A 21,675-nucleotide genomic window follows, 5' to 3' on the forward strand; every position below is an offset into this window, starting at 1 on the left:
CCAGGGTATTGGAGCAATGGTTGCATAACCTGGGCCATAAACAAAAAAACTCCGTACTCCGCTCGCGTTCAGGCGATCAGAATACAGAGTTTAGGCGCCCGGCTTCAGAATGAAACCGGGAAAGATGCTATTTACAAAAGCCTTACGCAGCTGCGAACAACTGCTGGTTGATGCGCGCGTTGGCATCGCTCAACGCTTTGCTGCGCGCGTCATCACCGTAGGCCAGGCCTTCGGCGCGAACGATCTCGATATCGGTGATGCCGAGGAAGCCAAACAGCAGTTTCAAGTAACCTTCATGGGCGGCGCCCGAAGCTTGGTCCGCATGCAGGCCGCCGGCGGTGGAGACGATAATGACTTTCTTGTTGCCGCACAGGCCTTCCGGGCCGGCTTCGGTGTAGCGGAAGGTCTGGCCGGCGACCGCGATACGATCGATCCAGGCTTTCAACTGGGTAGGAATGGTGAAGTTGTACATCGGCGCACCCACGACCACGGCATCGGCAGCCAGGAATTCAGCCAGCGACGTTGCACTCAGTTCAGCCTCGTGTTTTTGCGCCGCATCGCGCAGTTCTTCGGCCGTACCCAATGCGCCCAGGGTGGCACCGGAGAAGTGGTTGATGCCTTCGCTGGCCAGGTCACGGTAAGTCACTTCCACGCCCGGTTCAGCCGCTTGCCACGCCTTGACCACACCGGCGCTGAGCTGGCGGGAAGCGGAGTTGTCGCCGAGGATGCTGGAATCGATATGCAGTAGTTTCATGGTGGATCTCCGAGGTGGGATCGACAGTGGCGATCAGATGGTGGTGATGCTACGCATGAAACCAATGGTCGATAAGCCAGCTAAAATGCGATAGTTTGTCCCACTGACAGGACAATAGGCCCAGCATGCAAGACCTCAACGACCTCTACTATTTCGCCAAAGTCGTCGAAGCCGGCGGTTTCGCTGCGGCCGGGCGGCTACTCGGGATTCCCAAGTCCAGGCTGTCACGGCGCATCGCCGAATTAGAAGAACGCCTGGGCGCCCGCCTGTTGCAACGAACTACCCGGCAACTGACGCTGACCGCCGTCGGCGAGCGCTACTTGCGCCATTGCCAGGCCATGTTGCTGGAAGCGGAGATGGCCGATGAGGCCGTGGCGAGCATGTCCAGCGAGCCCCGTGGGCGCCTGCGGGTCAGTTGCCCGGTGGGCCTGGCCCAACACATCCTGCCGGAACTGGTGGCCGGGTTTCTTGCCGCGCATCCGTTGGTGCAGTTGGATATGACCCTGGTCAACCGCCGCGTCGACCTGGTGGCCGAAGGCATTGACGTGGCCCTGCGCGTGCGCGAACTGGGCGATGAAGACCCGCTGCTGGTGACCAAGCGCCTGCGCCAGGCCCAGACCGTACTGGTCGCCAGCCCCGCGTTGATGCGTGAGCGGCAGGTACATACCCTCGACGACCTCAGGCAACTGCCCGTACTTGGTGCACTTGAGGCGGATCGCATGGTGCACCAGCGCATCCTCGACCCTCAGGGCAACCCCTACGACCTGGTGATGGAGGCCCGGCTGGGCATCGAAGACTTTATCGTGCGCAAGGCCAGCGCCATCATGGGTCTGGGCTTCACGGTGCTGCCGATGATGTATTGCGAGGAAGAACTGGCCAGTGGCCGCCTGGTGCAATTGCTGCCGCAATGGTCATTGCCGGGCGGCTGGTTGCAAGCCGTGTACCCGCATCGACGTGGTGTGTTGCCAGCCATCCGCGCCTGGATCGACTACCTGGAAGAAGGCTTCAAAGGCTGTGGAGACCGTTTGCTATGAGCCTGAGCGAAGCACAAGTCGCCGCGTTCTGCCTGGGCCTGCCTGGTGCGCGGGAAGACTACAAATGGGGCGGCGTGCGCGTGTTCTCGATTGCCGGCAACAAGATGTTCGCCCTGCAGAACCTGCGTGGTGAATCGCTGGCATTCAAAGTGGACAAGGACCTGTTCCTGGGCCACGTCGACCGCCCGGGCATCCACCCGGCGCCATATCTGGCCCGGGCACAGTGGATCATCATGAACACGCCCTACCCGCTGGGCGCCGACGAGCTGCGCGGCCTGTTGCAGCGCTCCCACCAACTGGTGGTGAGCAAGCTGCCCAAGCGCACGCAGATTGGCCTGTTGCTAGAGGATTGACAGCAACGTGCCGCCCAGGAACAGCTGGTCCAACCAGAACACCTGGTGCAACAGCACGATCACCCAGAACAGCACTTGGTAGGACACCTTGCGCGTCTTGTGCCGGAACACCTGCTGGGCGATCAACGCCCCCGGCCAACCGCCCGCCAGCTCGACGGCATGCAGGATGTTTTCCGGGGTGCGCCAGCCTTCGGTCTGGGCCTTGCGCTTGTCGCTCCAGTACAGGAAAAACGCCACCACGCTGACCAGCCCATACGCCGCCAACGGGATCACCGTCTCACCGCGATACCACAGCAACGCCGAGCCCAACAGCGGCGCGGCGCACAGCAGCGCAAAGATCAGCGCCTTCAGGCGTGGATGCTGGACGCTCATGGCTTGACTGCAGTCCAGTCGACCAAGCCGAACTGCCAAGTCGCCAGGATCACCAGGCCGAAGGCGATTCGGTACCAGGCAAACGCCGCGTAGCTGTGGCTGGCGATGAATTTGAGCAACGCCTTGACCGCGATCATCGCGAAGATGAACGAGGTGACAAAGCCAATGGCGAACACCGGCAGGTCGGCCGGCTGGAACAGGTCACGGTATTTGTAGCCCGAGTACACCGCGGCACCGACCATGGTCGGCATGGCCAGGAAGAACGAAAATTCGGTGGCGGTCTTGCGCGACAGGCCGAACAGCAGGCCGCCGATAATCGTCGCACCGGAGCGCGAAGTACCCGGGATCATCGCCAGGCACTGGGCCAGGCCAACCTTGAGGGCGTCTTTCCAGGTAATGTCATCCACGGTTTCAGCGCGCACCGCATGCTGGCGGCGCTCGGCCCACAGCATGATCACGCCACCTACCACCAGGGCGGTGGCGACGGTGATCGGGTTGAACAGGTAGTGCTTGATCAGGTCGGCAAAAATCACCCCCAGTACCACCGCCGGCAACACGGCAATGATCAGGTTGACGGTGAAGCGCCGGGCCTTGGGCTGGGTCGGCAGGCCGATGACCACGTCGAGGATCTTGCGGCGAAACTCCCAGACCACCGCGAGGATCGCGCCGAGCTGGATGATGATATTGAAGGCTTCGAAACGTTCGCCGCCGAAATTGATCAGGTCGGCGACGATGATCTGGTGGCCGGTGCTGGAGATCGGCAGGAACTCCGTCAGCCCCTCGACGATGCCGAGAATCAATGCCTGTATGGCGGTCCAAAAATCCATGCTGTCTCCAAAGGTCACGCGCGTGGCATGCCTCTTAAGTTTTTTTAAAGTTCACTGACGACGAGCGCACTCAAGCGCCCGCGGTTGATTCTCAACGCCGGTCTGCAAAAATTCCGTGAAAAATCAGGCAGTACTCAGGTTTTCCGATTCCGGGCCGAAAGCCTATCAGACACGCCGGAAATCTCGAAGCAGCACCACAATTATAAAGAGCATGGAGTGACAGGACGATGAACAGTTTGCGCAGCATGTCGATCAGCCGCCGCCTTTGGCTGATCCTGATAGTCGCCGTGTTGATGCTGTTGGCCTTGGGGTTGCTGATGCTCAACCAGATCCGTGGCGACCTTTACCAGGCCAAGCGCCAACAGACCCAGCATGTGGTGCAGACCGCCAGCGGCGTGCTCAGCTATTACCAGAACCTGGAAAAGACCGGCGTACTGACCCGCGATACCGCGCAGCAGCAAGCCCTCAGCGCAGTGCGCGGGCTGCGCTATGACCACGATGATTACTTCTGGATCAACGACCTCACCCCCGTGATGATTATGCACGCGGCCAACCCCAAGCTCGATGGCCAGAATCTCTCGGCGATTCGCGACCCGGACGGCTTTGCCGTATTCAACGAGTTCGTGAGTCTGGCCAAGGCCAAGGGCGCCGGTATCGTCAACTACCGCTGGCCGAAACCTGGGGCCGAAGCACCGGTGGAAAAAACCTCGTACATCCAGCTGTTCGAACCCTGGGGCTGGATTATCGGCTCCGGCGTCTATGTGGATGATGTGCAGGCTGAATTCAACGCTCAGGTGTGGAAAGCCTCGTTCATTGTGCTAGGCATCGCGCTGGTCATGGGTCTGCTGGTATCACTGATTGCCCGCAGTATCGTGCAGCCGTTGCAGGCGGCCGTGAACGCCATGGGCAATATTGCCAGCGGCGAAAGCGACCTGACCCGCAGCCTCGACACCCACGGCAGCGACGAGCTCACCCAACTGGCCCGGCATTTCAACAGCTTCACCGCCAAGTTGCGCCAGGTGGTTGGCCAGTTGCAGGTATGCGCGACCGCCCTGGGCCAGTCGTCCACGGAGTTGGGCCACAACGCCAGCCAGGCCCACGACCGCAGCCAGCAGCAATCGCAGCAGATGGAGTTGGTGGCTACCGCTATCAATGAAGTCACCTACGGCGTGCAGGACGTGGCGAAGAATGCCGAACATGCCGCCAGCGAAATGCGCGATGCCCAAGCCCAGGCGCAACAGGGCCAGGTCAACATCGATGGCAGTTTGCAGCAGATCGACCAGCTCTCCAACACCATCAGCCAGGCCGTAGAGGTGATTCGCACGCTCTCCAGCGAAAGCACTCAGATTGGCGGCGTCCTCGAAGTGATCCGCTCCATCGCCGACCAAACCAACCTGCTCGCCCTGAACGCCGCCATTGAAGCCGCCCGCGCTGGCGAACAGGGCCGTGGGTTTGCGGTGGTCGCCGATGAAGTGCGCCTGCTGGCCCAGCGCACGCAGAAATCCACCGCCGAAATCCAGGCAATGATCGAGCGCTTGCAAGGCCACTCGGAAGCGGCGGTCAAGGTCATCAGCGACAGCCACAGCGCCTCGCAACTGACCATCGAGCAGGCCGGCCAGGCGGGGGCCAGCCTCACCGCCATCGGCCAGGCGCTGCACAACCTCAACGGTTTGAACGCCTCGATTGCCAGCGCCACCCTGCAACAGGCCCATGTGGTCGAAGATATCAACCAGAACGTCACCCAGGCCGCAGGGTTGTCCCACAGCACGGCGCTGGCGGCGGAACAATCCAGCGTGGCGAGTGGGCAGTTGCGTGGGCTGAGTGAGCAGCTTGATGGGTTGCTGCGCCAATTCCGAATCTAGCGCCGGCAACTTTGGGAGGGGCGGTGCGACGATTCGACTTGCTCCCGATTACGGTGGGTCAGTTGCAAATGAGCTGACTGATCCAACGTAAACGGGAGCAAGCCCCCTCCCACATTTTTGTACGATGTATGCCCATTGCACGCAAGTTTGAAGATCGCTGACCTCTAGGTACAATCACCGCCCTCTCCCACTTCCCAAGGATCCACCATGTCCGGGCTTGAACTGTTCGCCGCCGCCCTGGGGGTGATCGCTGTCTGGCTGACGGTCAAGCAGAACCCCTGGTGCTGGCCCATCGGCCTGGTAATGGTGCTGCTCTACACCTGGGTTTTCTTCGAGGTAAAACTCTACTCCGACATGCTGCTGCAGGTGGTCTACGCCGCGTTGCAAGTCTATGGCTGGTGGCAATGGACCCGCGCCGGCGAGGTCAGGCAGGGTCGCCAGGTCACCCGCCTGGGGGCACCTGCGATCATGACCAGCCTGGCCGTGGGCGCCGTTGGCAGCCTGTTGCTCGGCGCCGCCATGGCCCACTGGACCGACGCCGCACAACCATGGCTCGACGCGGCCCTTACCGGTTTCAGCCTGGTGGCGCAAATGTGGATGGCGCAAAAACGCCTGCAGTGCTGGCCGTTGTGGATTGTGGTGGATGTAATATTCGTCGGGCTCTTCCTCTACAAAGGCCTCTACCTCACCGCCGCGCTCTACGCGCTGTTCACCGCCATCGCTGTGCAAGGCTGGCGTGAATGGCGCGCCGACCCGGCGTTGCAGCCATGAAGGTGGTAGTGCTGGCAGGCCCGGAATCCAGTGGTAAAAGCTGGCTGGCTGCCGAGTTGCACGCACACTTCGGCGGGCTGATGGTCGGCGAGTACGTGCGCTATTTCATCGATCACCATCAGCGTGACACCTGCCTGGCGGATATCCCGGCGATTGCCCGTGGCCAGCTGGAATGGGAAGACGCTGCCCGCGCCGAACGCCCTGGCCTGCTGGTGCTCGACACGCACCTGCTGGCCAACAAACTGTGGAGTCAGACTCTGTTCGGCGACTACCCCGGCTGGCTCGACAGCGAACTGCTGGCCCGGCATTACGACCTGCACCTGCTGCTCTCCCCCGAGGATGTGCAATGGTGCGCCGACGGCCAGCGCTGCCAGCCGGAGCTTGAAGACCGCCGCGCGTTTTTTCAGGCGAGCCTGGACTGGATGCAGCAGCATCGACAGCCAGTACTGGTGATTCGCGGAACCTGGCAAGACCGCCGCACGGCGGCATTTGCTGCAGTAGAGCGACTGCTCGCCCAACCCGCGTAGCAACGCACCGCCACCTGCACCGACCGTCGGGTCAACGCAGTCCATCGCTGTGACCGCCAGTCAACCTTTCAAAGGAGACTGGCCTATGAATATGCGCATCGTTGCCCGCCTGATCAATTTGCCCGAGAACCGTGGCGTTCGCGTCGAAACGGCGGCGCACCCGCTATTACTGGTACGCAGTGGAGGCCAGGTACGCGCCTTCCAGGCCGATTGCCCCCACGCCGGCGCGCCACTGGAAGAAGGCGTTATCTGCCAAGGCCGCATCGTCTGCCCCTGGCACAAGGCAACCTTTGCCGTGGCCAATGGGGCGGTGCTCGAACCGCCAGCCTTAGTGGCGCTCAAGCAATACCCGGTGCAGGTTCGCGATGGTGTGGTCAGTGTCGGTGACGCGCCAGTTGACCCTGCACCCACGGTCGTGATCGATGACTCGCGTTGCTTCGCGGTGATCGGCGCGGGAGCGGCCGGTACCGCAGCGGTCGCCACCTTGCGCCGCGAGGGTTTTACCGGGCGCCTGCTGTGGATCGACCGCGAATCGGCGCCGGCCTACGACCGCACCGCCTTGAGCAAATTCGTGATCGCAGGGCAAATGGCGCCGCAGGATACGCCACCCCTGCTGGAAGACGCGCCCTTCGACACCCTCGGTATGCAGGGTGAGGTGCAACGCCTGGATGCCGTTGCCAAACGCATCGAACTGGCTGACGGTCGCCACTTCGACTACGACGCTGCGCTGCTTGCCACCGGCGGCCAGCCGCAGTCACTGGATATTCCCGGCGCCGTGCTGAGCAACGTCTTCGTGCTACGTAGCCGCGAAGATGCCGCACGCATCGACGCGGCCGCAGAGTCGGCAGCCTGCGCAGTGATCATCGGCGACAGCTTTATCGGCCTGGAAGCCGCGTCGGCCCTGCGCCAGCGCGGCCTGGTGGTGCAAGTGGTCAGCCGCCATGACGTTCCACTTGCCGCGCAATTGGGCCGACGCATCGGCGCCGCCCTGCGACAGTTGCATGAAGACAATGGCGTGATCTTCCACGGCAATACCGAGCCGGTGAGCCTGGACGGCCACGGCGCGGTCGGTACGGTACTGCTGAAAAACGGTAAACGACTGGCGGCCGACCTGGTGGTGATCGGTGCCGGCGTAACGCCTGCCACGGGTTTTATCGAGGGTGTCAGTAAAGCCGAGGACCAGTCGCTCCTGGCCGATCACCACCTGCAAGCCGCCCCCGGGTTATGGGCTGCCGGCGATAACCTGACCTTCCCTTGGAACCATCAGCCAACACGCATCGAACACTGGCGCCTGGCCCAGCAGTTGGGGGTGCTGGCGGCACGCAACATGCTCGGCGCCGCCCAGGCCTATGCCGACGTGCCCTTCTTCTGGACCTACCACTTTGGCAAGACATTCGAGGTGCTCGGCCATGGACAACACTGGAACCGCCTGTACATCGAGGGCGACTTGCAGCGACACCACTTCATCGCCCTGCTCTGCCATGACGATCAGGTGGAAGCCGTGGTCGCCTGCGAATATCCGCAGGCGATGGCGCGCCTGTCACAGCGCATGCAGAGTCCGTTGAACAAGGCCGAAGCCCTTGGGTTGATTCACGAAGGTTAGCGCTTTTTGCGCGTGCCCAATTGAATCCAGGTCGGCGCATGGTCGCTGGCGTGGGCCTCGTTGCGGACCCAGGCATCGACGCCGGCATCTTTCAAGTACGGCTTGAGGGCGGGGTTGAGCAATAGGTGGTCGATGCGCAGGCCGGAGTTTTTCTGCCAATGCTGGCGGAAGTAATCCCAGAAGGTGTAGACGCGCTCTTCGGGATACAGGTGGCGCAAGGAATCGGTCCAGCCCTGCTCCAGCAATCGCTGGTAGCAGGCGCGGCTCTCGGGCTGCAACAAGGCATCCTTGAGCCAGGACCGCGGGTTGTAGATGTCCAGGTCGGTGGGCACCACATTGAAATCCCCCGCCAGCAACACTGGATGCTCACTGGCTTGCAGGGCCTTGGCATAGTCGATCAGGCGCTCGAACCAGGCCAGTTTGTAGTCGAATTTCGGACCCGGTTGCGGGTTGCCATTGGGCAGGTAGAGGCAGCCGACCAGCACGCCGTGCACTGCCGCTTCGATATAGCGGCTCTGGGTGTCGCTGTCATCGCCGGGCAAACCACGCCGGCTTTCCAAGGGCTGCGCATCCCGCGCCAGGATCGCCACGCCATTCCACGACGCCTGGCCCAGGCAGATCGCGCCGTAGCCGGCGGTTTCAAACTCAACATAGGGGAACAGGCTTTGCGGCGCCTTGAGCTCCTGCAGGCAGACGATATCCGGCTGTTCGCGCTGCAGCCAGTGCAACAGGTTAGGCAGGCGCGCGCGGATACCGTTGATGTTGAAGGTGGCGATTTTCAACGCTTTCATCGGGTTGGTTCCTCTTCCAGGGCTCTTGGGGTAGAGCCTGGAAGGGACCCGGATGTTCCTTTAATACCCCAAGGACAAGCCCGTATTACGTCGTGGGTCGTTCGCCCCATAGAAGCGGTTGTTGCCCACCGGCTTGCTATCCAGGGACGGCGCCCCCACCAGGATCGCCGCCAGGTGATTGGCATCCTGGGGGCCGGCAAACTTGTGGCCCCAGCTTTCGAGGATTTTCTGGGTGTCTGGGCTGACGGCGAAGGTCTCCAGGTTGGTGGTGTCAGGCATCCATTGCTGGTGGAAGCGCGGTGCATCCACGGCTTCCTGGATGTTCATCTTGTAGTCGATGACATTCAGGATGGTCAGCAAGGTAGCGGTAATGATGCGGCTGCCCCCCGGCGTACCGACCACCATCACTACCTTGCCATCCTTGGTGACGATGGTCGGGCTCATCGACGACAGCGGCGCCTTGCCCGGCGCGATGGCGTTGGCCTCACCCTGGACCAGCCCGTACATGTTCGGCACGCCGACCTTGACGGTGAAGTCGTCCATTTCATCGTTGAGGATCACCCCGGTCTTGCTCGCCATGACGCCGGCACCGAACCAGTCGTTGAGGGTGTAGGTCACCGAAACCGCGTTGCCCCACTTGTCGACGATGGAATAGTGGGTGGTGTTATTGCCTTCATGGGGCGACACCCCCGGCTTGATCGCCTGGGAATCCCCGGCTTTATGCGGTTCGATGGCGTCACGCAGTTTCGCCGCGTAGTTCTTGTCGAGCAGGTGTTCGATCGGGTTCTTCACGAAATCCGGGTCGCCCAGGTAGCTGTTGCGGTCCACATAGGCATGGCGCATCGCTTCGATCTGGTAGTGCAGGCCTTGGGCCGAGTGATAGCCCAGGTCGGCCATCGGGTAGCCTTCGAGAATGTTCATGATCTGGCAGATCACCACGCCACCCGAGCTGGGTGGCGGTGCCGACACCACGTGGTAGCCACGGTAATCGCACTCGATGGGCGCCAACTCACGGGTCTTGTATTTGTCGAGGTCGGCCTGGGTGATGATGCCTTTGCCGGCCTGGCTGGAGTCCACCAGGGCCTTGGCCACCCAACCTTTATAGAAGCCGTCGGTGCCCTTGGCGGAGATTTCCCTGAGGGTCTTGGCCAGGTCTTTCTGCACCAGTTTCTGGCCCACCTGCAGCGGTTGGCCGTTGTGCAGGAAGATCCCGCGCAAATCCTGGTCTTTTTCGAACTCGCCGGTGGCGGTATGCAACAGGTCGATATCGCCCTGCTCCAGTTCAAAGCCGTTTTCCGCCAACTTGATCGCAGGGGCTATCACCTGGTCACGCTTGAGCGTGCCGTATTTGCTCAGGGCCAGTTCCATGCCGGAAACGGTGCCCGGTACGCCAACCGCCAGATGGCCTTTGGCACTCAGGCCCTCGACCACGTTGCCGGCCTTGTCCAGGTACATGTCGGCAGTCGCCGCCAGCGGGGCTTTTTCGCGGAAGTCGAGGAAGGTCTTGCGCCCGTCGGCCAGTTGCACGGTCATGAAACCGCCGCCGCCGAGATTGCCCGCCGCCGGGTACACTACGGCCAGCGCGTAGCCTACGGCCACTGCCGCGTCCACCGCGTTGCCCCCGGCCTTGAGTACATCCACGCCAACATGCGTGGCCAGATGCTGGGCCGTCACCACCATGCCATTTTCACCGGCGACCGGGGCCTGTGACGCGGCTTGCACGCCGCTGAGCGTCAACACCAGCACCGTGGCAATCAAGGTGCGGCTCAAAGGTAGGTATTTCATCCATGGCTACTCTGGTTATTGAGATGCACCAAAATAGCCCCTCGCGGATTTATTCCCCAGCGCAATGGCGTTTTTATTACAGAACCTGTCGGTGGTAGAACGGGCCCGAAAAAGCCCATGCTATATTTCGCGCCCTGAGTGTCTAGCAAGGCCCTATAGATGGCGATCAAGAAGAGTGGTATCCGCGCCCAACAGGCCGACCAGACGCGGGCGCGCATCCTGCAGGCGGCGGTCAAGGTGTTCACCCGCGACGGCTATTCCGGCGGGCGCGTCGACAGCATTTCCAAGGCCGCAGACTCCAACGACCGCATGCTTTATTACTACTTCGGCAGCAAGGAACAACTGTTCACCTGCGTGCTGGAGCATATCTACGAGCAGTTCAACCAGGCCGAGGGCAAGCTCAAGCTGGACCTTGCGGCACCGGCCCAGGCCCTGCGCGAGCTGGTGGCGTTTATCTGGAACTATTACGTCAAGCATCCCGAATTCGTAGCGATCCTGAGTATCGAGAACCTGCATCAGGGCAAGCATGCCCGGCAGTCCAGCGAAATGCGTCGGTTGTCCGGTGAGGCGGTCGGCGTGCTGCGCCCGATCATCGAGGCCGGCCAGGCCCAGGGCGTGTTTCGCCAGGACATCGACCTCAAGCATGTGTACTTGATGATTGCTTCGCTGTGCTACTTCTACAACTCCAACCGCCATACCCTCAGTTCGTTCCTGGGTGAAGACCTGTCGAACAAGGGACAGCAGCAGGATTGGCTGGCATTCATCACCGACCTGGTGCTGCGCGGCGTCATGCCTGACAGTGTGTCAGCCAAGGGTTTTATTAACTGAACTACTGCCATCGGGGGCAAACCCCCTCCCACACTCTGATTTGTGAGTACAGTCAAAATGTGGGAGGGGGCTTGCCCCCGATGGCGGTGGGTCAGCCCCATCTATATCGGGGACAAGTCGAATCGTTGTGCCGCTTCTCCCACTGTCAATGGCTGCCGGGATTGGCACGCAAGTGAGCGACCTTCTGTTCCAGCCCTTGCCACTGTGGCGCGTTCGGCGCAAATCGCCCGCGCAAGTAGGCCACCAGATCCGCCACCTGGGTATTCGACAAGCTGTCCCTGAACCCCGGCATATACCCCAGGTCGCGGGTCGCCGGCTGGGAAATACCTTGCAAAATCACCTTGATCAAATTATCCGGCTGGTCGCTGAATACATTGGTATTGGTCGCCAATGACGGGCTGACCCCAAACAGTTTCGGCCCCAGCCCATCGGCATGGCAGGCTCTGCACGAACCTTCGAAGACGCGCCGGCCGTTCGGATTCGGTACAGCCGCTGCTGCGACCTGTGCCTGCGCTGCCGCTTCGTGATTGAGCGAAGCCAGGTACACCGCCATCGCACGGATATCCGCCTTCGGCAGCTTCGACAATTCGCTCACCACTGGCCCCATCGGGCCCGCCGCCACACCATGGGCGTCGGAATAGCCGGTGCTCAAATAGCTAAACAGCTGGTCTTCGGTCCAGGGCGTCGGGGCCTTGGACAACCCCGTCAGCGCCGGGGCCTCCCAGCCATCGACCACACCGCCGGCGAGGAATGCCTTGCCGCCCTTTTGCGCCCCCATCAGGTTGCGCGGCGAATGACACGCGGCACAGTGTCCCAGGCCATTGACCAGATAATTGCCGCGATTCCATTGTTCACTGCGCTCAGGCTGCGGGGTGATTTCGCCGCGCCTCAGGTTCAGTGCGTTCCACCCCGCCATCAAGGGTCTGACATTGAACGGAAACTTCATCGCGTTCGGCGTCGGTGCCTGGCTGACCGGCGCCTGGGACATCAGGTAGGCATACAGCGCCTGCATGTCCGCCTCGTTGATATTGCGAAACGCCGTATAGGGAAACGCCGGATACAGGTTACGCCCGTCGCGCCCGATGCCGTCACGCATTGCCCGTTCGAATGCCGGGTACGACCAGGCGCCAATGCCGGTGTTCACATCCGGGGTGATGTTGCTGCTATACAAGGTGCCGAACGGCGTCTGCATGGCCAGGCCGCCGGCATTGGGCGCTCCGCCCGGCGCCGTATGGCACACCGCGCAGTCGCCGACCGCCGCAAGCAGGCGCCCGCGCTCCAGGGTGGCTTTGGACCAGGTGCCGGGGCTGGGCGGTGCGATAGGCGCGATTTCGCTGTGGAACGGCCAGGCCGTGGCCAGCAGCGCTCCGAGGGTCGCGAACAGCGCGCCGAACCACCATTTGCGGCGTTTTTGTGGCGACTTGGCCGGCTCAGCCAAGGTGCCGGCATTCAATGCCGCCAGTACTCGCTCCGGGGTGATCGGCAACTCGCGAAAACGAATACCGGTGGCGTCATAGATCGCATTGGCAATCGCCGCCGCGCTGGGTACCGACGCCGATTCACCGGCGCCCATGGGCGGCTGGTCCTGGCGCGGCATCATCAGCACATCGATCTTCGGCACCTCGGGGAAGGTCAGGATCGGGTAACCGCCCCACTCCTTGCTCGCCACCGTGGATTCCTCGAAGGTCACCCGCTCCTTCAACACACGGCTGGTGGACTGGATCACATTGCCGTGAATCTGATGCTCAACCCCCGCCGGGTTGATCATCAGCCCCGCGTCATGGCCGATCACTACCCGCGTCACCGATACATCGCCGGTGTGTTTATCGATAGCCACGTCCGCTACCCATGCGGCCCAGGCCGCGCCGAAGCCGGGAAACTTACTGTGGATGTAGCGCGCATAGGCAAAGCCGCGGCCACGTAACAGGTGGTCATCGCTGGCGGTTTGCATCGGCGCGGTGCGTGGGGACCAGGCGGCGCGTTCGGCGGTAGATTTCACCAAGTCGATGGCGCGCGGGTCCTTGAGGTAACGCAGGCGGTATTCCACCGGATCGACGCCGGCGGCGAAAGCCAGTTCATCGATATAGGATTCGTGGGCAAAGGTGTTGGGCAAAGCCGACACGCCACGCATCCACGAGGCCCGCACGATAGGCGCCATGTCATTGATGGTTACGCGCATATTGTCGATGTCATAAGGCGGGATCGAGGTGCGGTCGCCCATTTCGAACATCGCCGCCACCGGTTCGACGCGGCCGGTCAGCAGCAGTGCCAGGGTCGGCGCGCCGTTGGACGGGTAGCTGGTTTCGAAGTCATAGGCGGCGATGCTGCCATCGGCGTTCAAGCCGCCATCCACCTCCATCAATTGCGCGGTGCCCTTGGGCTCCCATAGATGTTCCTGTTCACGGGTCAGTTGCACGCGCACTGGCTTGCCCACCGCCCGGGACAACAACAAGGCGTCGGCGCACACATCGTCGGCACAGTTGCGCCCGTAACAGCCGGCGGCTTCCATGCGAATCACCTCGATCAGGGCTTCATCGCACTCCAGCAGCCAGGCCAGGTCGGCACGCAGCAGGTGCGGGTTCTGGCTGCCGGACCATACGCGGCTGCCGCTGTCCTGATAGTCCGCCACGGCGCAGGATGGGCCGATGGAGGCGTGCATCTGGTAAGGCCACAGGTAAGTGCGCGGCATGCGCTGGCTGGCATTGGCCAGGGCGGCATCGACCTCACCCTGATCGAGCACGGTGCGGCGCACGCGCGGGTTAGCGCGAATGGCCTGCGCCACGTCGCGCATATCCGGCGCCGCGTGAGCCCACGATTTCCATTGCACCTGCAGCTCGGCGGCAGCCTTGATCGCCTGTTCTTCGCGCAACGCCACTACGCCGACAAAATCCCGGATCACCACCACCGCGACGATACCGGGGATATGGGCGATGGAGGTTTCGTCCACACTCGACAGGCTATTGCCAACAAACTCCCCACAGTCGAGCCCCGCATACGGTGGGCGCACCACCCGGCCATGGAGCATGCCCGGCACGCGCATGTCGTGCACATAGGTCAGCTCGCCGGTGGCTTTGCCGGGGATGTCCACGCGGGCCGTATCCTGGCCGACCAGGCGGTAGTCGGCGGTGGCCTTGAGCGGCGCGTTGCCGCTGATGCGCACTTGGTCATGCTGGCCGCTGACCAGCTCGGAATAGGTGGTGGTGCGCCCATCGGCGGCGTGGATAACACCGGCCTCGACCTTGAGGCTGGCGGTACTGACGCCCCAGCGTCCTGCCGCCCGCGCCAGCAAAAAGCGTCGCGCCTCTGCTGCTGCGTTGCGCAGGGGCACAGCGCAAATCTGCAAGGTCGCACTGGCAATGGTCGCGCCCTGATTCGGCGCACGCGCGGTATCGCCCAGCACCATCCTCACCTGGTCCATGCCCAGGTCCAGCTCTTCGGCGACGATCTGCGCCAACGCCGTGCGCACGCCGGTCCCCAGGTCCACATGACCATTGAACGCATACACCAGGCCATCATCGTTCACAGCGATAAACAACCCCAGCTCCTTGGGTTTCACCGTGGGCGTGCCGCCCTTGGCCACCGGCCCCGACGGCGGCAATACATCATCGACAATCAGCAATACACCGGCCTTGGCCAGCCACTGCTCACGGGAAAGGGTCGTTTCGGTCATGATCATCCATCCACGTTCATAAGGCGTGCCGCACGCAATACCGCGCGCAGGATCTCGATATGAGTGCCGCAGCGGCAAAGGTTGCCCGACAGCTCGTTGCGTACCTGGGTTTCACTGGGCTTGGGGTTGCGGTCGAGCAGGGCCTTGGCGGTCATGATCATGCCGTTGAGGCAGTAGCCGCATTGCGCGGCCTGCTCGTCGATGAACGCCTGCTGCACCGGGTGCGGCGCCTGGCGCGTACCCAAGCCTTCAAGGGTGACGATCCTGCGCCCTGATGCACCCGACAGCGGGAACACGCAGGAACGAGCGGCCACGCCATCAATGATCACGGTGCAGGCACCGCACTCCCCCAGGCCACAGCCGTACTTGGGACCATTGAGTTGCAGGTCGTTGCGCAGTACCAGTAACAGCGGTGTATCCGCCATGGCGCTGACTTCGCTTGTCTGGCCGTTGACCTCAAGCGTTACCGTGATGGGTTGGCTGGTCATTCGCTTCGCCTGTGCCGGTTGGTGAAGTGCCCACTACATCAAACAGTCAAAAAAAACGTCGCGGACCTGGGGCCTCGCGACACACTCGACTGGTGAAGTGGCTACTACATCAACACAGAGCAAAAACGATGCCAGCGCAGGTTATTCCTGGGGATCGTCAATCATCTTGCGCAGCAGAAACAGGACCGCCACACGCTCGGCTGGGTTGAGATTGCTCATGGTCAATTCGCTGATCTGGGCCGCACGCGGTGCGGTTTGCGCGACCAGTTCGGCGCCTGAGGCAGACAAGTCGACTATTACCTTGCGCTTGTCTGCAGGGTCCGGTTCCAGGGTAATCAGCGCCTTGGCCTTGAGACGTTCGACGATACCGCGGATAGTCGCCTGGTCCACGGCGGTGGCCTTGACCAGTTCAGTGAGGGAGCTTGCACCCTGATCGCGCAACGCACACAGGGTCACGAACTGCACGGCGGTGAGCTGGGAGTCGCCGACATTCTGCTGGAATATCGCCAAGTGGCGCTGGTAGGCCTTGCGCAGCAGGTGGCCGACTTGTTCAGAAAAAACGTAGGAATCAGGCACGGCGGGCTCGGTGGGTGGTGGGTATTGGAAAGGCATGATGGCGGGGTTGGCGGGCGGACTCAAGATGCCCTTGAAGAAACACACCGAGCCTGTGGGAGGGGGCTTGCTCCCGATGGCGGTGGGTCAGGTGTTGATGCATTCACTGACACGTCCTCATCGGGAGCAAGCCCCCTCCCACATTTGGCTCGAGTTATTACCTTTGAACCCCGGTGTTTGCTTGGATGAGCCAAGAGATACCCGCGTTAACTGACACACCGCAAAAACTGTGGGAGGGGGCTTGCTCCCGATGGCGGTGGGTCAGGTATTGATGCATTCACTGACACGCCCTCATCGGGGGCAAGCCCCCTCCCACATTTGGCTCGAGTTATTACCTTTGAACCCCGGTGTTTGCTTGGATGAGCCAAGAGATACCCACGTTAACTGACACACCGCAAAAACTGTGGGAGGGGGCTTGCTCCCGATGGCGGTGGGTCAGGTATTGATGCATTCACTGACACGTCCTCATCGGGAGCAAGCCCCCTCCCACATTTGGCTCGAGTTATTACCTTTGAACCCCGGTGTTTGCTTGGATGAGCCAAGAGATACCCACGTTAACTGACACACCGCAAAAACTGTGGGAGGGGGCTTGCTCCCGATGGCGGTGGGTCAGGTATTGATGCGTTCACTGGCACGCCCTCATCGGGGGCAAGCCCCCTCCCACACGGATACTCAGCGTGCCAGCGATCGCGCTGGCGCGACCACATCGCCACCCAGCACCACCGCCTCATCGTCCAGATACACATCACAGTTGCGCAGCGGGATATCCATATGGCACGGCGTCTTGCGCGTGCCGCCCACCTCGGTATTCGGCCCGGTGGAGAACAGGAAGTTGCCATAGAACGCCCGCGCATCCATGCACATGCCGTCGTTCTTGTCGTGCAAGCCCATGGCCGTCCATTGCGCCCGCGGTTGCAGGCCCCAGCCAATATGGGAGATGCCGTACACCTCGGGGTCGTCGAAGTACTTCATGTAGTCGCTCAGGTACTGCGCCTCGAACCCACCGTGAATCCGCGTAATAAAGCCCTTTTCGATTTCCAGGGTGATCTTTTCACGGGTGTAGGTCTTGAACGGCAACAGGATGTCGCCGATGTCCAGCACCAGCACGCCCTCGGCGGTTTCTTCATTGGGCCAGGAGAACAGGAAGCCGCTGGGCCAGTGGTCCCAGCGCCCCGGTTCATCGGCGAAGCCGTACTCGGTCACCGACGGGTATTGGCCCAAAGCAGCGCGGAAGTCGCTGCCGGCGCGGGACTTGACGTGGATCGAGCGCGCCTTCTTCAGCAGCTGTTCGGCGGCCAGTACACGCACCTTGTCCTCTTCGCTCGGCAGCATGCGTGCCAGCACTTCCGGCGGCTCGACGGCAAGCAGGATGCGCGTGCCGGTCTTGAGGATCTGCTCCTGCTCCGGCGAGTGCAGCAGCATCATGGTGTCGACGATCAAGTCCGCCGCCTCCAGGGCACGCTGGGCGGCAATATTGCCAGTGAGCGCGGTGTCGCCGCAGTAGGCAGTCATGTCGTTGCCCATCGCCCGCGGATGGTTGAACGACGGCAATTCCACCGCATACACCTTGGCCCCCAGGCGCTGCGCCGCATCCATGGCGGCACGCACAGTACGCGGGTCGGAGTAATGGCTCTTGAGCACCGCGACGCTCTGGGTCGGGTCGACCTTGGACAGCTTCAACACGTGTTCAAACATCTGGGTCAGTTCACAGTCGCTTACCGGCATTTTCCTGTCTCCTGAGGGGCTGCACCCTGTTCGGGCAGCGCGCTTCAACTTAGTGCATTTTTATAGCGTATACACCATTTAAGAATGATGAGACCTGATTTGCAGACGGACTGCAAGTGCCAGATAAAAACGTTACCAATCCACACATATTCAATATTTATTAGCCACATCTGGTTACACCAGCCTATAAATACCAAAAAATAAATTTCCTCACACAGGCTTCCCATTTTAAAAAATGAGCGTATACACTTTAAAAACCTTGCGGACAGACGCCGCCTGAATTCAAAAAAGAGAGGATCACGCCCCATGGGAAGCACACAAAAAATCGCCATAGTCGGCGCCGGCCTGGGCGGTGCCGCTGCGGCCACCTTGTTGCAGCAAGCCGGCTTCAGCGTAGATGTCTACGAACAGGCGCCGGAGTTTTCCCGCTTGGGCGCGGGGATCCACATGGGTCCCAACATCATGAAAATCTTCCGCCGCATGGGCATCGAGAAGCAGCTGGACCTGATGGGGTCGCACCCTGAGCACTGGTTCAGCCGCTGCGGCGAAAGTGGTGATTACCTCTCGCGTATCCCGCTCACCGGCTATGGCGCCTCCTACATCACCGTGCACCGTGGCGACCTGCATGCGTTGCAGATGTCCACGCTGCAGCCCGGCACCCTGCACTTCAACAAGCGCCTGGAAACCCTCGAAGAAACCGATACCCAGGTGCGCCTGACCTTCGCCGACGGCACGGTGACCTATGCCGACATCGTAATCGGCGCCGACGGCATCAATTCGAAGATTCGCGAAGAACTGCTGGGGGTGGAAAAACCTTTGTACAGCGGCTGGGTGGCGCACCGCGCATTGATCCGAGGCGAACAACTGGCCAAGTACGACCTCAAGTTCGAAGACTGCATCAAGTGGTGGACCGAGGATCGCCACATGATGGTCTACTACACCACAGGCAAGCGCGACGAGTACTACTACGTGACCGGCGTACCCCATGCCGAATGGGACTTCCAGGGCGCCTTCGTCGACAGCAGCCGCGAGGAAATGTTCGAAGCCTTCAAGGGCTACCACCCCACCGTGCAGGCGTTGATCGAATCCACCGACAGCGTGACCAAGTGGCCGCTGCGCAACCGCAACCCGCTGCCGCTGTGGAGTCGCGGTCGCCTGGTCTTGCTCGGCGACGCCTGCCACCCGATGAAGCCACACATGGCCCAGGGCGCCGGCATGGCCATCGAAGATGCCGCCATGCTCACCCGCTGCCTGCAGGAAACCGGGATCAGCGACTACCGCAGCGCCTTCGAACTGTATGAAGCCAACCGCAAGGAACGTGCGTCCCGGGTACAAGCGGTGTCCAATGCCAACACCTGGCTACGCACCCAGGAAGACCCGGCCTGGGTGTACGGCTACGACCTATATGCCCAGGAGCTGAAGTCGGGGGTGGCCGCATGAGTACCTTTCTCCATGGCGGCAACGTGCAGGCCAATGGCATTCGCCAGCACTATCTGCGCTACGGCGGCACAGGCCCGGCGCTGATCCTGATCCCGGGTATCACCAGCCCGGCGATTACCTGGGGTTTCGTCGCCGAGCGCCTGGGTGAGCAGTTCGATACCTATGTGCTGGATGTACGCGGGCGCGGGCTGTCGTCCACCGGGCCGGAACTGGATTACAGCGCCGACACCTGCGCCGAGGACATTGGCGCATTTGCCGACGCACTGGGCCTGGACAGCTACCACCTGGTCGGCCATTCCATGGGTGCGCGCTTTGCCGTGCACAGTGCGATCAAGCACCCGCAAGGCGTCAACCGCATGGTGTTGATCGACCCGCCGGTGTCCGGTCCTGGCAGGCGGGAATACCCGAGCAAACTGCCCTGGTATGTCGACTCGATCCGCCAGTCACTGATTGGCATGGATGCCCAGGCGATGCGCGCCTTCTGCGCCACTTGGACCGATGAACAGCTGCAACTGCGCGCCGAGTGGCTGCACACCTGCTACGAACCGGCCATCGTGCGTGCCTTCAATGACTTCCACATGGTGGACTTCCACCAGCACCTGCCCCACGTCAAGGTCCCTGCGCTGCTGATGGTGGCCGGGCGCGGCGGGGTGATCCTCGATGAAGACATCGCCGAAATCCAGGCCCTGCAACCGAGTATCCAGGTCGCGCGCGTGCCGAATGCCGGGCACATGATCCCGTGGGACGACCTTGAGGGCTTTTTCGATGCCCTTGGCGACTTCCTCACCCAACAATAAGGACACCCCCATGCTCAAGCCCTACCGCATCGGCCAGATCGTGCCCAGTTCCAACACCACCATGGAAACCGAGATCCCAGCCATGCTCAACGCGCGCCAGGCGATCCGTCCTGAACGTTTTACCTTCCACTCCAGCCGCATGCGCATGAAGCAAGTGCGCAAGGAAGAACTGGCGGCGATGGATGGCGAGTCCGACCGTTGCGCCATCGAATTGTCAGACGCCAAGGTCGACGTGCTGGGGTACGCCTGCCTGGTGGCGATCATGGCCATGGGTCTGGGCTACCACCGCAACTCCGAACAGCGCCTGCGCCAGGCTACGGCTGACAACGACGCCAATGCCCCGGTGATCACCAGCGCAGGCGCCTTGATTGAAGGCTTGAAGGTGATGGGCGCCAAGCGTATCGCGATTGTTGCGCCCTATATGAAACCGCTGACGGAGCTGGTGGTGAACTACATCCGCGCAGAAGGTTTTGAAGTCGTCGACTGGCGCGCCCTGGAGATCCCGGACAACCTCGAAGTGGCCCGCCACGACCCGGCCAACCTGCCGGCCATCGTTGCCGGCATGAACCTGGAAGGCGTCGACGTGATCGTGCTGTCGGCCTGCGTGCAAATGCAGTCGTTGCCGGTGGTGGCCAAGGTCGAGGCGCAAACCGGCAAACCTGTGCTCACCGCCGCCATCGCCACCACCTACGCCATGCTCAAGGCCCTGGACCTGGAACCCATCGTTCCTGGGGCCGGTGCCCTGCTTTCCGGCGCCTACTGAGGAAATTGAGATGAGTGAACAATCCGCCGACGCCAACTATCAGGGCGTGTGGGGCAACCGCATCGGCTTCGGCAACAAAGCCGCGCTACTGATGATCGACTTCATGCAGGGCTACACCCGCGAAGGCGCGCCACTGTTCGCGCCCGGCGTGGTCAGCGCCGTGGCTGAAAGCGTCGAACTGCTGGCCTGTGCACGCCGATACGGGATTGCGGTGGTGCACACTAATATCCGCTACCATCCCGGCCATTTCGCCGACGGCGGTATTTGGGTAAAAAAGGCCCCGGTGATGAAAGACATGATCGAAGGCAACCCACTGGCGGCGTTCTGCACCGAGGTATTGCCCCAGCCTGCTGAAGTGGTGATCAGCAAACAGTACGCCAGCGCATTTTTCGGCAGCAGCCTGGCCCCGATGCTGCACGCCAAAGGTATCGATACCGTGGTGCTGGCCGGCTGCTCCACCAGCGGCTGCATCCGCGCAACGGCGGTGGACGCGGTGCAGCACGGGTTTCGCACCATTGTCGTGCGTGAATGCGTCGGCGACCGCCATCCGGCGCCCCACGAAGCCAACCTGTTCGATATCGACAGCAAGTACGGTGATGTGGTGAGCAAGCAAGACGCGATGCGCCAATTCAAGGAGCAATAAGGTTTCACCCGGAACCGCGCCATAGAGCGC

Annotated in this window: 20 protein-coding genes; 11 read left to right on the plus strand and 9 right to left on the minus strand. The window is 61.8% G+C overall.

The window, feature by feature from the left end; genetic code table 11:
* Positions 1 to 142: 142 nt before the first annotated feature.
* Positions 143 to 754, minus strand: coding sequence for an FMN-dependent NADH-azoreductase (locus NMB39_RS15585; RefSeq protein WP_494340487.1), 612 nt, complete (start codon positions 752 to 754; stop codon positions 143 to 145).
* A gap of 125 nt (positions 755 to 879) precedes the next feature.
* Between NMB39_RS15585 and NMB39_RS15590 the strand changes: the two genes are divergently transcribed.
* Positions 880 to 1,788 carry a LysR substrate-binding domain-containing protein gene (locus tag NMB39_RS15590; protein ID WP_056845880.1) on the plus strand — a complete coding sequence of 303 codons (909 nt, stop codon included), beginning with the start codon at positions 880 to 882 and terminating at the stop codon, positions 1,786 to 1,788.
* A complete protein-coding gene (locus NMB39_RS15595; RefSeq protein ID WP_057022406.1) occupies positions 1,785 to 2,141 on the plus strand; it encodes an MmcQ/YjbR family DNA-binding protein in 357 nt (118 codons plus the stop codon). Before NMB39_RS15590 ends, NMB39_RS15595 begins: the two co-directional genes overlap by 4 nt.
* On the opposite strand, the gene NMB39_RS15600 is transcribed toward NMB39_RS15595, so the two are convergent.
* Positions 2,130 to 2,513: a DUF1294 domain-containing protein gene (locus NMB39_RS15600; protein ID WP_057022407.1), complete on the minus strand. Its 384-nt coding sequence runs from the start codon at positions 2,511 to 2,513 to the stop codon at positions 2,130 to 2,132. The genes NMB39_RS15595 and NMB39_RS15600 overlap by 12 nt on opposite strands.
* The gene (locus tag NMB39_RS15605) at positions 2,510 to 3,340 is read right to left on the minus strand and encodes an undecaprenyl-diphosphate phosphatase (protein ID WP_057022408.1); all 831 of its coding nucleotides are present in this window, start codon (positions 3,338 to 3,340) and stop codon (positions 2,510 to 2,512) included. The genes NMB39_RS15600 and NMB39_RS15605 overlap by 4 nt, the downstream gene beginning before the upstream one ends.
* Positions 3,341 to 3,567: 227 nt before the next feature.
* Here NMB39_RS15605 and NMB39_RS15610 point away from each other — a divergent pair, with 227 nt between their 5' ends.
* The 4 genes from NMB39_RS15610 to NMB39_RS15625 all read left to right on the plus strand — a co-directional run bounded on the left by NMB39_RS15610 (position 3,568) and on the right by NMB39_RS15625 (position 8,103).
* Entirely contained in the window at positions 3,568 to 5,202 is a 1,635-nt protein-coding gene (locus tag NMB39_RS15610) for a methyl-accepting chemotaxis protein (RefSeq protein ID WP_057022409.1), read from the plus strand.
* A 207-nt stretch (positions 5,203 to 5,409) separates the two neighbouring features.
* Positions 5,410 to 5,973: a nicotinamide riboside transporter PnuC gene (gene pnuC / locus NMB39_RS15615; protein WP_057022410.1), complete on the plus strand. Its 564-nt coding sequence runs from the start codon at positions 5,410 to 5,412 to the stop codon at positions 5,971 to 5,973.
* On the plus strand, positions 5,970 to 6,500 hold the full coding sequence (locus tag NMB39_RS15620; protein ID WP_057022411.1) for an AAA family ATPase: 531 nt from the start codon (positions 5,970 to 5,972) through the stop codon (positions 6,498 to 6,500). The genes pnuC and NMB39_RS15620 overlap by 4 nt, the downstream gene beginning before the upstream one ends.
* An 85-nt stretch (positions 6,501 to 6,585) precedes the next feature.
* Positions 6,586 to 8,103: an FAD-dependent oxidoreductase gene (locus NMB39_RS15625; RefSeq protein WP_494340486.1), complete on the plus strand. Its 1,518-nt coding sequence runs from the start codon at positions 6,586 to 6,588 to the stop codon at positions 8,101 to 8,103.
* On the opposite strand, the gene xth is transcribed toward NMB39_RS15625, so the two are convergent.
* Positions 8,100 to 8,894, minus strand: a complete 795-nt coding sequence (xth, locus tag NMB39_RS15630; RefSeq protein WP_057022413.1) for an exodeoxyribonuclease III — start codon at positions 8,892 to 8,894, stop codon at positions 8,100 to 8,102. The two genes, NMB39_RS15625 and xth, sit on opposite strands and share 4 nt — an antisense overlap.
* A gap of 60 nt (positions 8,895 to 8,954) precedes the next feature.
* Complete coding sequence (gene ggt / locus NMB39_RS15635; protein WP_494340485.1) at positions 8,955 to 10,679, minus strand: gamma-glutamyltransferase; 1,725 nt, start codon at positions 10,677 to 10,679, stop codon at positions 8,955 to 8,957.
* A gap of 159 nt (positions 10,680 to 10,838) precedes the next feature.
* Between ggt and NMB39_RS15640 the strand changes: the two genes are divergently transcribed.
* Positions 10,839 to 11,507, plus strand: a complete 669-nt coding sequence (locus NMB39_RS15640; RefSeq protein WP_494340484.1) for a TetR/AcrR family transcriptional regulator — start codon at positions 10,839 to 10,841, stop codon at positions 11,505 to 11,507.
* A 145-nt stretch (positions 11,508 to 11,652) separates the two neighbouring features.
* Here NMB39_RS15640 and NMB39_RS15645 read toward each other — a convergent pair whose 3' ends face one another.
* The 4 genes from NMB39_RS15645 to NMB39_RS15660 form a co-directional block, all read right to left on the minus strand.
* A complete protein-coding gene (locus NMB39_RS15645) occupies positions 11,653 to 15,177 on the minus strand; it encodes a molybdopterin cofactor-binding domain-containing protein (protein ID WP_494340483.1) in 3,525 nt (1,174 codons plus the stop codon).
* Between the two features lie 2 nt (positions 15,178 to 15,179).
* Positions 15,180 to 15,665: a (2Fe-2S)-binding protein gene (locus tag NMB39_RS15650; protein ID WP_057022416.1), complete on the minus strand. Its 486-nt coding sequence runs from the start codon at positions 15,663 to 15,665 to the stop codon at positions 15,180 to 15,182.
* A 141-nt stretch (positions 15,666 to 15,806) separates the two neighbouring features.
* Positions 15,807 to 16,241 (minus strand): MarR family winged helix-turn-helix transcriptional regulator, encoded by a 435-nt coding sequence (locus NMB39_RS15655; protein ID WP_046067991.1) that lies wholly within the window; start codon positions 16,239 to 16,241, stop codon positions 15,807 to 15,809.
* 708 nt (positions 16,242 to 16,949) lie between these two features.
* Positions 16,950 to 18,002: a 2,5-dihydroxypyridine 5,6-dioxygenase gene (locus NMB39_RS15660; RefSeq protein WP_043049868.1), complete on the minus strand. Its 1,053-nt coding sequence runs from the start codon at positions 18,000 to 18,002 to the stop codon at positions 16,950 to 16,952.
* Positions 18,003 to 18,308: 306 nt separating this feature from the next.
* On the opposite strand from NMB39_RS15660, the gene NMB39_RS15665 reads away from it, so the two are divergent.
* Genes NMB39_RS15665 through NMB39_RS15680 form a run of 4 tightly spaced genes read left to right on the plus strand, consistent with a single transcriptional unit; the run spans position 18,309 to position 21,645 of the window.
* Positions 18,309 to 19,442, plus strand: coding sequence for an FAD-dependent monooxygenase (locus NMB39_RS15665; protein WP_057022420.1), 1,134 nt, complete (start codon positions 18,309 to 18,311; stop codon positions 19,440 to 19,442).
* Positions 19,439 to 20,239 carry an alpha/beta fold hydrolase gene (locus NMB39_RS15670; protein ID WP_198721495.1) on the plus strand — a complete coding sequence of 267 codons (801 nt, stop codon included), beginning with the start codon at positions 19,439 to 19,441 and terminating at the stop codon, positions 20,237 to 20,239. Before NMB39_RS15665 ends, NMB39_RS15670 begins: the two co-directional genes overlap by 4 nt.
* A 10-nt stretch (positions 20,240 to 20,249) precedes the next feature.
* Entirely contained in the window at positions 20,250 to 21,002 is a 753-nt protein-coding gene (locus tag NMB39_RS15675) for a maleate cis-trans isomerase family protein (RefSeq protein ID WP_043049871.1), read from the plus strand.
* A 10-nt stretch (positions 21,003 to 21,012) separates the two neighbouring features.
* On the plus strand, positions 21,013 to 21,645 hold the full coding sequence (locus NMB39_RS15680; RefSeq protein ID WP_494340482.1) for an N-carbamoylsarcosine amidohydrolase: 633 nt from the start codon (positions 21,013 to 21,015) through the stop codon (positions 21,643 to 21,645).
* Positions 21,646 to 21,675 lie beyond the last annotated feature (30 nt).

The sequence above is a fragment of the Pseudomonas sp. FBCC-B545 genome (assembly GCF_059134095.1).